Annotated in this window: 12 protein-coding genes; 5 read left to right on the top strand and 7 right to left on the bottom strand. The window is 29.8% G+C overall.

The window, feature by feature from the left end; all coding sequences use genetic code 11:
• Window positions 1–6: 6 nt before the first annotated feature.
• Together ASC36_RS04225 and ASC36_RS04230 are read right to left on the bottom strand one after the other, a co-directional pair.
• On the bottom strand, window positions 7–777 hold the full coding sequence (locus ASC36_RS04225; RefSeq protein WP_073961212.1) for a hypothetical protein: 771 nt from the start codon (window positions 775–777) through the stop codon (window positions 7–9).
• Window positions 778–785: 8 nt separating this feature from the next.
• The gene (locus ASC36_RS04230) at window positions 786–1,523 is read right to left on the bottom strand and encodes an RNA methyltransferase (RefSeq protein WP_055425262.1); all 738 of its coding nucleotides are present in this window, start codon (window positions 1,521–1,523) and stop codon (window positions 786–788) included.
• A 4-nt stretch (window positions 1,524–1,527) separates the two neighbouring features.
• On the opposite strand from ASC36_RS04230, the gene tamL reads away from it, so the two are divergent.
• From tamL to ASC36_RS04250, 4 genes are read left to right on the top strand one after another with little or no spacing between them, the layout of a single operon-like run.
• Complete coding sequence (tamL, locus tag ASC36_RS04235) at window positions 1,528–4,362, top strand: translocation and assembly module lipoprotein TamL (RefSeq protein WP_055425244.1); 2,835 nt, start codon at window positions 1,528–1,530, stop codon at window positions 4,360–4,362.
• Window positions 4,363–4,417: 55 nt separating this feature from the next.
• Window positions 4,418–5,566 carry a sensor histidine kinase gene (locus ASC36_RS04240; protein WP_055425245.1) on the top strand — a complete coding sequence of 383 codons (1,149 nt, stop codon included), beginning with the start codon at window positions 4,418–4,420 and terminating at the stop codon, window positions 5,564–5,566.
• Window positions 5,567–5,625: 59 nt separating this feature from the next.
• On the top strand, window positions 5,626–6,354 hold the full coding sequence (lptB, locus tag ASC36_RS04245) for an LPS export ABC transporter ATP-binding protein (protein WP_055425246.1): 729 nt from the start codon (window positions 5,626–5,628) through the stop codon (window positions 6,352–6,354).
• 1 nt (window position 6,355) lies between these two features.
• Window positions 6,356–6,877, top strand: coding sequence for a TlpA family protein disulfide reductase (locus ASC36_RS04250; protein ID WP_055425247.1), 522 nt, complete (start codon window positions 6,356–6,358; stop codon window positions 6,875–6,877).
• A gap of 11 nt (window positions 6,878–6,888) precedes the next feature.
• Here ASC36_RS04250 and ASC36_RS04255 read toward each other — a convergent pair whose 3' ends face one another.
• On the bottom strand, window positions 6,889–7,461 hold the full coding sequence (locus ASC36_RS04255; RefSeq protein ID WP_055425248.1) for a DUF3109 family protein: 573 nt from the start codon (window positions 7,459–7,461) through the stop codon (window positions 6,889–6,891).
• Between the two features lie 167 nt (window positions 7,462–7,628).
• Between ASC36_RS04255 and ASC36_RS04260 the strand changes: the two genes are divergently transcribed.
• A complete protein-coding gene (locus ASC36_RS04260) occupies window positions 7,629–8,897 on the top strand; it encodes an NAD(P)/FAD-dependent oxidoreductase (protein ID WP_055425249.1) in 1,269 nt (422 codons plus the stop codon).
• Between the two features lie 47 nt (window positions 8,898–8,944).
• Here the strand turns inward: ASC36_RS04260 and ASC36_RS04265 are convergent, their stop codons facing one another.
• From ASC36_RS04265 to ASC36_RS10940, 4 genes are all read right to left on the bottom strand, one after another.
• Window positions 8,945–9,334, bottom strand: coding sequence for a bactofilin family protein (locus tag ASC36_RS04265; protein ID WP_055425250.1), 390 nt, complete (start codon window positions 9,332–9,334; stop codon window positions 8,945–8,947).
• A gap of 20 nt (window positions 9,335–9,354) precedes the next feature.
• Window positions 9,355–10,221 carry a M23 family metallopeptidase gene (locus ASC36_RS04270; RefSeq protein ID WP_055425251.1) on the bottom strand — a complete coding sequence of 289 codons (867 nt, stop codon included), beginning with the start codon at window positions 10,219–10,221 and terminating at the stop codon, window positions 9,355–9,357.
• A gap of 259 nt (window positions 10,222–10,480) precedes the next feature.
• A complete protein-coding gene (radA, locus tag ASC36_RS04275; RefSeq protein ID WP_055425252.1) occupies window positions 10,481–11,836 on the bottom strand; it encodes a DNA repair protein RadA in 1,356 nt (451 codons plus the stop codon).
• A 241-nt stretch (window positions 11,837–12,077) separates the two neighbouring features.
• A partial coding sequence (locus tag ASC36_RS10940) for a hypothetical protein (protein WP_221400562.1) occupies window positions 12,078–12,315 on the bottom strand: 238 nt, incomplete at its 5' end.

Below are 12,315 nucleotides of genomic sequence, written 5' to 3' on the forward strand. Positions count from 1 at the left end.
AATATATTAGGAATTTTTACCCAATAATTTCTTTATTTTATTCTTTATTACCTTCCTTTCAATAAATTTATTATTTTTTATATGCAATTGTTTCCTAATTAAATTAAAATCTTCATTACTATATTTAGCATATTCTTTTGCAATTATGGGAATCATTTCATCAGTTAATGATAGCCTGATAAAATTTTGAAGCCTTTGATCTAAAGATAGGGATTGAAAAGTCATTCTATTCAAGTCAACTAAAGAAAAAGAATAAGTTTTTTTCTCATTATTTTTTTTTATTAGAACATTTCCGGGAGAAAGGTCTTGAAATAAGATATTATTTTCGTGAACATTAAAAATGAATTGAACAAATTCTTTTAAAATAAATTCCCAATCAGCAAACATGTTTCTTTTTTCAATAAGTTCCCTAAAGGTAAAATCATACTCAAAATAGTTAGAAAAATAAAAAGAGCTGTCAATTCTAAATTTATTTATTTCTTCAAAAAAAGCAATCGGTTTAGGAGTATTAATATCCTTTGAAGTTAAAATTTCAGCATGAAAATAGGATCGTGAGGCTTTAGATTTTCTAAAATTAGCATAGACGAGTTGATTAATAAGATGGGGTTTTTTAAAAGATTTAACCGCTAAGGTTCCCAGTACAGAATGTTCTATTTTACGTAAAACATTTCTTTCTTGAAATATAATTTCACCGAGAGAATCGAAGTTTTCAATTATTTCATAAAAAAGGCTACTATCGTTACGATATTTTTTAGATATATAAGAATTCCATTTCATTTTTTGTTTCATTTTAATTTTTCAATTCTCGAATAGAACTCACTTAAGATTATGCCGGTAGACATGGCAACATTTAGACTTTCTGCTTTTTGCTCTGAACCAAATCTGGGAATCGTAAGAATTTGGGTACATAAAGATTTTATTTCTTTCGAAACTCCATTTCCTTCATTACCCATAAGTATGTAAAAATTTTCAGGTAATTCGGTTGTATATAAATTTTCACCTTTCATATCAGTACCTAATACAGGTATTTTGGAATTTGCTAATACCCCATGTATATCTGTATAAACAATATTGACTCTGCTTAAAGATCCCATAGCAGATTGTACTGCCTTAGGATTATAGGCATCAGTAGTTCCTTTACTGCAAATAATCTGTTTAATTCCATACCAGTCTGCAAGACGGATGATGGTTCCAAGATTTCCCGGGTCTTGTATTTCATCCAATACTAATTGAATTCCTTTGAATGAATTAATATTGTTGGAGGGTATTTCCAATAAGGCTAAAGCATCATGGGGAGTAGTTAAAAAACTAATTTTTTTTAAATCTTCGAAATTGATGATTTGATATTGGTTTTCATTTAAAAAAGGGATGGGAATAGTGCTGTAAATACTTTTTATGGAAAATTTCGAGAAGCTAAATTCTTTGATGCTTTTTATGCCCTCAACAACAAATAAGTTATATTTTTGTCTATATTTTTTTTTTGAAAGAGACTGAATAAGTTTAATTTTACTTGCAGACAACATAGAAATGAAATTAGGATACAATATTATAGTAAAGATATTGATTTTTGTTCAACTGTTTCTCATTTTTTCATGTAGAACTAACAAGGTGCCTAAAAATGGACATTTGTTTATAGACAATAAATATAAATATATTGATAAAAAGGGAAAACCATATTTGGATAATTACGGAAGCCCTTTTTTGAATAAAAAGGGAAAAGAAATCATTAATGAATATAAGAATCCATTTGAGGATGAATTGGAAAGTTATGTAAAACAAAAATCTAATAAAAAAATACTTTTCATAGTTCCATTAGGATTGTGGTTATATGATTTTTCAAATCCTACCTTTGATTCAGTCTATGCAGAATATTATGCTGTAAATCAAAAACAAAGAAATCAAAAATTATTGGATTCTCTTTATGTAAAGTATAATTTGAAAAATTATATTGGCAAATCAAGATGGTTTGATCGATTTTATTATAATAATGGTGAGGCCCCTGTTTTAGTCGATAGCTTAGTGTCTAAAACTTCCTCAAAAAATATACAACAATATTTCAAAAATAGAGGTTGGCGAAAATCTATAGTAAATGATAGTATCATCACAACAGGAAAGAAAGCTCATGTTCTGTATTCAATAAAATTAGGGCGACCAATGCTTATGGACACTATAACGTATGACATTGCCGATGAAATAAAAGATGACTTATATTCACATTATTTAAAAAGGATAAGACAAACTAAGAAAAAAAGGTCCCATTCACAGGAACTGTCAAAAAATGAATTTATATACAATATATTCAATAAGGGATCATATGTTAAAAAAGGGGATAGGTTAGATGCTTATGTGATTGATAATGAGATATCTCGTTTGGAGAATAGATTTAAGAATATGGGGTATTATCGTTTCAATGATCTTAAAGATGAAGTAATTTACTATGTAGATACAGCTAAAAACGTATATGATGTTTCCGTCAGATTATCTATCAAAAAAAAACAATTAAGTAGTGTTGCTAATAGCTCTGATACCGTAAAGAAAGATACCCTAGTGAATAAGTTTAAAAGATTTAAATACAACAAAGTAAATGTAATACTCTTAGATAATGAGAATAGAGATAATAGTAAAAATACTATAGATTCAAGTTTTTATGTTAGTACCAAAAAAATAGTCAAGTTAGTTGATGGTAAGAAAACAAAGGTTATGGCAAAAGATACCATAGCCTTTATTGTAAACCATTTAGGTAATAAATATAAAAACAGAGTATTGGCAGATATGTTAGCCATTGAAAAAGGTCATTCATACAACTTAAATTCGGAAACTCGCACCAGAAGAAACATATATAAAGTAAATAATTTTAACATTTTAGGATTTAATACAGTTCCGGAAAAAGATTCTGATTCAACCTTAATATCCAATATTATTCTTTCACCCATGGATAAATATTCTTATGAATTAGGATTTGAAGCATTTAATTCAGGAGTAGTAAACTTTGGTGTAACTCCAAATCTTACATTTACTGTAAAAAACCTTTTCGGAGGAGCAGAGAATTTAAGCGTAAGTTTTGGTGGTTCATTAGGAAATATTAAATCCAAAAAAAATAATAATAATAAAATATTTAATGCATCAGAACTTTCAGCACAGGCTAGCCTGTCCTTTCCCAAACTTATTTTGCCTTTCAATGCAAAAAGTTTCATACCTAAAGCTTGGGGCCCTTCATCAGCAATTTCATTGGGATATAATGCGCAATATAATATAGGGCTTGATAAAAGAAACTATAATACAGGATTGCTCTACAATTTTAATCCGACCAGATCCACCATACATCAAATTACACTTTGGAATTTACAGTATACCCAGTTTTTAAATCCTAATAATTATTTCAATATTTATACACAGGATAGTAAAGTAAGAAATAATATCTATGGATTATATTTCCAACAATATCCCTCAGCTAAGGAAGAATACGATAAAAACCATAATGATAATGATTTATTGTTTCAAATCCAGAATAATACAGACTTTCAAGACTATTTAAGATCTACACATATCGATTTAGCCAATGATTACGACTTAATGGAATTTCGTCGTTATCGCTTTACGCAGAATGTATTAATCTCATCATTTAAATATGATTTTACATACGATCAACGTTTAAGATATTTCCCGGGAAATCACCCTTTTTATTTAAAAGCGCAAGTAGAGTTGGCAGGTAATTTGTTGTCCGTATTCAATAAAACGCTCAAAGATTTTACTACTTCCAATAATAAAACTATAAAGCAAATATTTGGAGTTCCCTATTCACAATATGTTAAATTAGATTTTGACCTAAGAAAATTCTGGATTTTTACCGGAAAAAAATCATTTAATGCAAGACTCTTTGCAGGAATAGGTATTCCTTATGGAAATTCTTTTAGTATGCCTTTTGATCGAAGCTACTCTGTAGGGGGACCAAGTGATGTTCGTGCTTGGAAATCATTTGGTTTTGGTCCGGGATCATCAAAATTAGGTGGAAAAGATGGCTATGAATTAATAGCGATAGATAATTTTAAATTATTAACACAGATCGAATATAGGTTTCCTTTTCTAAGTAATGGATTTGAAGGAGCCTTATTCGCGGATGCAGGGAATGTTTGGGGAATTAATAATAATTCCCTTAATAAATTCGAATTTAATTCCTTTTATAAAGAGTTAGGAATTGGAGGAGGTTGGGGAATACGGTGGGATATAAGTAATTTTATCATTCGGTTTGATTTTGCATATAGATTTCATGACCCAAGAAGGGACGAAAATGATCGATGGTATTTTAAATATATTAATTTGCTTAAGCCGCAAGTTAATTTTGCTATTGATTATCCTTTTTAAACCAATAATTTTTGTTTAGTAATAGGTTAATATATGAATTTATAAAATTCAGAAAATGAGTTTTTTTAAAAACGTTCAATTACGTAATTGGTTGGGTTATATATTAGCTCTTTGTGTAGCTCTATTTATTATAATTCTTTCAAACAGTAAAGTCAAAGAATTGAAAGAAGAAGAATCCGTGAAAATTTCAAATTATGCCAAAACATTGGAATTGTTAAATACTGAGACAGACATTCCCCCTAAAACACAATTTTTTTTAGTGCAGTTTATTGAGCAAAATACTACGATACCCGTTATTTTAGTAGATGAAAAAGGAAACTACATTGATTCTAAAAATGTAAGTAAAAAGATTGTTTCGGATTCTTTAAAATTAAAAGAAGAATTGAATGAAATGGCAGAATCGTATTATCCAATTCTAATTAAATTACCTTTTGGAAATCAATACGTATATTATAAGAACTCAGTACTTCTTACTCAGTTGGGATATTATCCTTTTGTATTAATTATATTAGTAACACTATTTGTATGGTTTACGTATTGGTATATCAAAACCGTAAAAAAAACTGAACAAAGTTTGCTTTGGGCAGGGATGGCTAAAGAGACTGCACATCAAATAGGTACACCACTTTCATCCATTATGGGATGGTTAGAAATTTTAAAGACAGAAGAAATTGATCAGAAACCGATACGAAATATAGAAAAAGACGTACATCGATTACAAAACATAACTGACAGGTTTTCTAAAATAGGCTCGACCCCTTCTTTAAAAAAAGAAGATATCGTTGAACTATCCAAACAGACATTTATGTACTTAAAAAAAAGAATGTCCAAACAAATTCGTTTTGAATTTTATGCACCTGCTTATCCTATATATATTTCATTAAATAATATTTTATATAGTTGGGTTATCGAAAATCTCATTAAAAATTCAGCAGATGCCATGAAAGGAAAAGGAAAAATCAAATTTCAAATCCATGATAGTAAGAAAAATATTCTTATAGATATTTCTGATGAAGGTACAGGAATTGAATCTAAAAATGTAAAAAAAATATTTAAACCGGGATATACTACTAAAAAAAGAGGGTGGGGGCTAGGTTTGTCATTGGCCAGACGAATTATAGAGGATTACCACTACGGTAAAATTTTCGTTCAAAATACCGAAATTAATCAAGGAACTACTTTTAGAATAATATTGAAAAAATAATTTCTAAGATTGTAAAGAGTAATAGAAAAAAACGTTGTAATTTAACTACTTTTAAAACTATGATTTTACGAGGAGAACATTTAATAAAAACATACGGAAATAAAAGAGTGGTTAAAGATGTTTCATTAACTGTAAAACAAGGCGAAATAGTGGGATTGTTAGGACCCAATGGAGCAGGAAAAACTACTTCTTTTTATATGATTGTAGGGTTAATAAAGCCTACCCAAGGAAACGTGTTTTTGGATACGATTAATATAACCCAAGATGCGATGTATAAAAGGGCGCAGAAAGGAATTGGATATCTGGCTCAAGAAGCATCTATATTTAGAAAATTATCGGTAGAAGATAACATTGTTGGAGTATTAGAAATGACTAAACTTTCAAAAAAAGAAAGAAAAATAAAGACGGATTCTTTAATAGAAGAGTTTGGCTTAGAGCATGTACGTAAAAATAGAGGAGATTTATTATCAGGAGGAGAAAGACGTCGTTGCGAAATAGCCCGATGCTTAGCAACCGATCCTAAATTTATTTTACTAGACGAACCCTTTGCAGGAGTTGACCCTATTGCAGTTGAAGACATCCAAAAAGTTGTTCGTTCTTTAGTAAATAAAAATATAGGAATTCTAATAACAGACCATAATGTTCAACAAACACTCGCAATTACACATAGAACTTACGTGATGTTTGAAGGAAACATATTAAAAGAAGGATATCCGGAAGAATTAGCAAATGATCCGGTAGTTCGTCAAGTATATCTTGGTGAAAACTTCAAATTTGAAAAGATATAAAATGAAAAAAAATCTTACAGTACTATTTTTTAGTCTATTCGTTTTATTAGTTTATAGTCAACAAGTTCCACCAATTTCTAAAACAGAATTTTCAGAAGAACCATTAAAACAAGTTGTTCTAGATACGGAAAATAATGAAATAACCATGCAATCCGTACTAAACAAACACAAAGGCAAAATTACTGTTATAAGATTTTGGGCATCATGGTGTAGAGATTGCATTTTGGAAATGACTGATTCGCATGTGCTTAAAGAAAAAAATAAAAAGGTAGATTTTATTTATCTATCCTTAGACAAAAATTTTGATGCATGGAAAAAAGGCATAACTAAATACGAACTAAATTCAGGAGATAATTATTGGTTTTCCGTAGGTTGGAAAAATCCTTTCAATGAGTATATTGAGTTAAATTGGATTCCACGATATATGGTGATAGATCAAAAAGGAAAAATTGCTAACTATTACGCAGTATCGGCTAAAGATATTGAAATTCAAAATACCATAAATAAGTTGCTTGAAAAGTAAAATCAAATTATTTACTGAATTTCTAAAAGTTTTTCAGCTTCGAGTAACTGATTATACCAATTTTCGCCAAATTTTCTGATTAAGGGTTCTTTTAAAAATTCGAAAACTTTAATGTTGAGTTCTTTCCCTAACATACAAGCATCCTTACATATATACCATTCATCATAATTTACCGCAAGATATTTTCGTAATTTTTGTAAACGAATCGGATACAGATGACAGGAAATAGGTTTTTTAAAGCTAATCTTACCATCTTCATAAGCCTTCTCAATTGCGCATTTTGCAGCTTGGTTTTCATCATATATAACATAAGCACATTCTCTACCCTCAATTAAAGGAGTAACGTAATCATCATCCAGATCAGTAGTATATTTACCTTCAATTTCAATAGCTCTTTTTCCTTCTTCTCTTAAATAAGGCGATACATGTTCATATATATCTTCAAGAATCGGTAGTTCCGCCTCATCAAGCGGTGCACCAGAATCACCTTCAACACAGCATATCCCTTTGCATTTATTTAGATTACAAACAAATTGTTTCTGAAAAACATCTAAAGAAATTATTGTATCTTCTATTTGAATCATGATTTTTGAAAATAAATTCAAAGATAGCATTAAATTTTTATTAAAAGTTTATATAAGTTTACAAAAAAACAGTAACTTTGATAAAATGTATGCTATACATGGTTTATGATCTTAAGAAATAAATGTGTTTGCATTCATATATTAAATTAATTTTTTTAGTGCTAATTATGAAAAAAGTCGTATTAATAGGTGGAGGTTTTGCTGGAATTAATATTATTACCAGATTATCCAATAACTCTAATTTTGAAATTACCTTAGTCGATAAAAACAATTATAATTTTTTCCCACCATTAATATATCAAGTAAGCTCAAGTATATTGGATCCCGCAGCTATAACCTATCCATTTCGCAGATTCATCAGACATAAAAAGAATGTTAAATTTCGATTGGCGGAATTATTAGAAATTAAATCCGACGAAAATAAAGTTGTTCTATCTAATGGAGAGTTAGATTATGATATTTTAATAATAGCAACAGGAACGCAAAGTAATTACTTCGGAATGGAAAATTTAGAAAAATATGCTTTTCCGATGAAAACATTAAATGATGCATTATTGCTTAGAAATATTCTTTTAGAAAGATTAGAAGCCGCTAGTAGAGAAACCGATTTAATCGAAAAGAAAAGATTATTATCTATAGTTATAACCGGAGGAGGACCTGCTGGTGTTGAAATTGCAGGAGTTATACGTGAAATTATAAATTATATTGAAAACGTTGATTATAAAGATTTAAAAGGTGAAATTCAAGTATATTTGGTAGAAGGTAGTCCCGTACTACTTGGGCCTATGAGTGATAAATCCCATAAAGAAGCTTACCGGGCCTTAAATAATTTAGGGGTGAAGATATTAGTAAATACCCAAGTTAAAGACTGTGATGAAAATACGATATATTTTTCTAACGGAGATAAAATTGAGACAAAGACCATAATCTGGACAGCTGGAGTTACCTCCAGAATTTTTGAAGGAATACCTAAAGAAGTATATGGAAAAGGTAGACGTATGCAAGTAGATGCGCATAACAAAGTTCAAGGGTTTTCTAATATATATGCAATAGGAGACACCTGTATAATGACTACCGACCCAAATTTTTCTGCAGGACATCCTCAATTAGCACAAGTTGCCATTCAACAAGGTAAAAATCTGGCTAATAATTTAATAAATCAAATAACCAATAATAATTTTCAGCCTAAACCATTCAGATATAAAGATAGAGGGTCAATGGCAGTCATTGGAAGAAATAAAGCCGTAGCCGACCTTATACATCCTACCTTATTTTTAAAAGGCTTACCGGCATGGATAATCTGGTCATCCATACATTTAATATCACTAGTTTCTATAGGCAATAGATTAAACACCCTATATCGTTGGTTAACCATATATATATCTAAAAACTCCTCCTTAGGAAGTGCCTATAAAATTGGAGATCCCAGACCCTAAATCTATTAAAATCTTATAAAATTGATGAAAATATTTTTATACCACGTTTATAAATTATTTTCTTTCTTATTCGTAGAAATAGAGCTTTGTTCCATACTAACGGTGCCTTTATATAAGGCACCATTTTCAACTTGAAAACTTTTTACCTGCATATTGCCTATTATAGAACCCGAATTTTTAAGCATAAGATTATCAACAAAAATATCACCGTCAATTTGACCATATACAATAAGTTCTTTAGTTCTTATGTCACCTTTGATACTTCCTTTTTGACCTATAACGAGTCCACAAGTACTATTGACATTACCTAAAGCTTGTCCATCAATTCTAATAAATTCTTTACATTCTATATTTCCTTCAACTTTACAATCCTCTGCTATAATAGTAGTAATGTTTTCTATTGAGATATCAATAACAGCTTTTTTTTTATGGAACATAGTAGTTAATTTATTTTTAGTTAGTTAATCTGCAAATAATTATTTGGGTTTTCTTTTTCCTTATTGTATATAATTTCATAATGAACATGAGGTCCGGTTGATCGGCCTGTACTCCCTAATTCTCCGATCACATCCCCTGCATTGACGATCTGTCCTTTTTTAACCAATATCTTAGACAAGTGACCATATAATGTCTCATAACCAAAATGATGCTTTATCATAATGCAATTGCCATATCCCCCTTTCACACTGGCATAAGTAATTACACCATTAGCAGTAGCATGAATTGGATCCCCGATATTTCCCGCTATATCCAACCCCGGATGAAATTCTGAGCCTTTACCTTTTTTCATAGGATTTCCCCTAACACCAAAATTGGAAGTAATTCTTCCAACATGAGGCAAGCCAATAGGAACAAACTGTATTTTTTTTAGAATATCAGTAATTCTCTCTTTTTTAAATTCAATTAAATTTAAGTTAGCATCAGTAACAGGATAATATTCCCCACCCACATTATTAACATTAAATTGAGAATCAGCTGGAGGTAGTGTTTTAACTTGCCGATCTTTAAGATATCTCTCGATCTTTAATAAAGACTTTTCAGCTTCATTAAGATTGATGATCATATCATTTAATTTTTTAGTATCCAATTTACTTTCAAGATCAGCAATTTTAACATGCAAATTTTGTTTTTGATAATATACATAACTTATGTAGCTAACCAATCCCGCCACTAAACAAAATGCGGTTAAAAGTGATAAAAATAAAATCTTTTTGTAAAGAAAAATATTTTTAATATGCTTATTCTTAACAGAAAAAATTTTTGTTTCCAATGAATTTTTATCAGTAATAATTATTGTGGAATATTTAGATTTATTATTTTTCATAGTATAAAATTTTGAAGGTAGTGGAACAAATATAAAAAAAATTAAAAATAAACGTCGTATTTAAACAATATGTTTAACATTAAATTAATAAAATTGAAGCATAATTATTAATCATGAAACTGTTAAGTATTTACATTTATTAAAAGTAAGAACACTTTTATAATAGTATCATTATAGTATCATTACTAATCATAAGTAAATAATGTATGCCTATAAAAATAAACAATATTTAATCAAAAAACCAATACGATCAAATCACTTAGAAAATTAATTTATAAACATCTTCAACTTTAGAAACCAATTCAATTCTAATATTATATTTCTTGCAATCAATTTTATTATACTTTGAAATGAAAACCACATCATATCCAAGCTTCTCAGACTCTAAGATACGTTGTTCAATACGATTAACGGGCCTGATTTCCCCACTTAATCCGACTTCACCGGCAAATAAACAATTATCCGGCAAAGAAATATCCTCATTTGAAGACAAAATAGCACAGATAACAGCTAAATCAATAGCAGGATCATCCACACGAATACCACCAGTAACATTTAAAAATACATCCTTACTTCCCAGAAGAAAACCTGCACGCTTTTCCAATACAGCCAATAACATATTCAACCGTTTAACGTCAAAACCCGTTGTTACCCTTTGTGGAGTTCCATAAACAGCCGTCGATACCAGAGCTTGAATTTCAACCAGCATAGGGCGTAATCCTTCCAATGTAACAGCAATAGCATTCCCCGATAAACTCACATCTTTTTTCGATAACAAAATTTCAGACGGATTTTTTACTTGTCTCAGTCCGGAAGATAACATTTCATAAATTCCAAGTTCGGACGTAGAGCCATATCTGTTTTTATTAGCACGTAAAAGTCTATATACATAATTTCTGTCCCCTTCAAATTGAAGAACAACATCCACCATATGCTCTAAAATTTTTGGACCTGCTATAGAACCTTCCTTGGTTATATGTCCAATCAAAAATACAGGAGTAGAAGTTTCCTTAGCATATTTAATTAATTCTGAAGCACATTCTCTAATTTGAGATATACTTCCCGGAGAAGATTCTATATAAGAAGAATGGAGAGTTTGGATGGAATCTATGACTAATAGGTCCGGTTGAAGCTCATGAGCTTTCTTTAAAATCTTTTGAGTTGACGTTTCCGTTAAAACATAACATTCAGAATTAGAAATAGCAAGACGGTCAGATCTCATTTTAATTTGATTACTACTTTCCTCGCCAGAAACATATAATACTTTTCTAGGTATTTGTAAAGAAATTTGTAATAATAAAGTGGATTTACCTATGCCGGGTTCACCCCCAATCAATATAACGCTGCCCGGAACAATTCCACCACCTAACAAGTGATCCAATTCAGAATCATTAGAAAAAATACGAAATTCATCCTTAGTTTCAATTTCGTGAATCCTATATATTTTATTTTTAGAAGAAGAGGAACTAAGAGAAGAAATAGGATGGTTGGAACTTTTTTCAATTATTTCTTCAACAATTGAATTCCATTCGCCACATACTTTGCATTGACCTAGCCATTGAGAATATTGAGTTCCGCAATTTTGACAAAAAAAAGTAGTTTTAGCCTTAGCCATATTATATATTGTTAATTATATTTTTTTTACAAAGATAGTCTTAATTTAACCTTTACATATAATGACTAATAATTAGAAGTATTAAAAAAAGAAAAAAAAGTTTAAGGTATATACAGAATATAAACAATTGAAAACTAGTTAATTTAGGGTTAAGAAGGCGGGGTTAGGCAAAGTATTTAAGAAAAAAAGATTAAAAAAAACTTGCGAAGAAAAAAAAAGTAACTATCTTTGCATCCGCAAGTCAGGAATAACGAAGAGAGAAAAGAGAAGAGAGAGTACCTGAACGAGCATAAAGATCGTTGAAATAAAAAAGTTTATAACAAAGCTTACGAAAGAAAAAGTAGCAAAACACAACCTGGAAGTTAAAGGAAGATTCTTTTGAGGATATGAGGCCATGAAATTGATAATTTAAGAAGAAATTACAATGGAGAGTTTGATCCTGGCTCAGGATGAACGCTAGCGGGAGGCCTAACACATGC

The sequence above is a fragment of the Apibacter mensalis genome (genome assembly GCF_001418685.1).
Taxonomy (GTDB): domain Bacteria; phylum Bacteroidota; class Bacteroidia; order Flavobacteriales; family Weeksellaceae; genus Apibacter; species Apibacter mensalis.

Excerpts from the sequence above, each read along its gene's own strand:
- ASC36_RS04225 (WP_073961212.1), bottom strand. The coding sequence starts at position 777 with ATGAAATGGAATTCTTATATATCTAAAAAATATCGTAACGATAGTAGC.
- ASC36_RS04230 (WP_055425262.1), bottom strand. The coding sequence starts at position 1,523 with ATGTTGTCTGCAAGTAAAATTAAACTTATTCAGTCTCTTTCAAAAAAA.
- tamL (WP_055425244.1), top strand. The coding sequence starts at position 1,528 with ATGAAATTAGGATACAATATTATAGTAAAGATATTGATTTTTGTTCAA.
- ASC36_RS04240 (WP_055425245.1), top strand. The coding sequence starts at position 4,418 with ATGAGTTTTTTTAAAAACGTTCAATTACGTAATTGGTTGGGTTATATA.
- lptB (WP_055425246.1), top strand. The coding sequence starts at position 5,626 with ATGATTTTACGAGGAGAACATTTAATAAAAACATACGGAAATAAAAGA.
- ASC36_RS04250 (WP_055425247.1), top strand. The coding sequence starts at position 6,356 with ATGAAAAAAAATCTTACAGTACTATTTTTTAGTCTATTCGTTTTATTA.
- ASC36_RS04255 (WP_055425248.1), bottom strand. The coding sequence starts at position 7,461 with ATGATTCAAATAGAAGATACAATAATTTCTTTAGATGTTTTTCAGAAA.
- ASC36_RS04260 (WP_055425249.1), top strand. The coding sequence starts at position 7,629 with ATGAAAAAAGTCGTATTAATAGGTGGAGGTTTTGCTGGAATTAATATT.
- ASC36_RS04265 (WP_055425250.1), bottom strand. The coding sequence starts at position 9,334 with ATGTTCCATAAAAAAAAAGCTGTTATTGATATCTCAATAGAAAACATT.
- ASC36_RS04270 (WP_055425251.1), bottom strand. The coding sequence starts at position 10,221 with ATGAAAAATAATAAATCTAAATATTCCACAATAATTATTACTGATAAA.
- radA (WP_055425252.1), bottom strand. The coding sequence starts at position 11,836 with ATGGCTAAGGCTAAAACTACTTTTTTTTGTCAAAATTGCGGAACTCAA.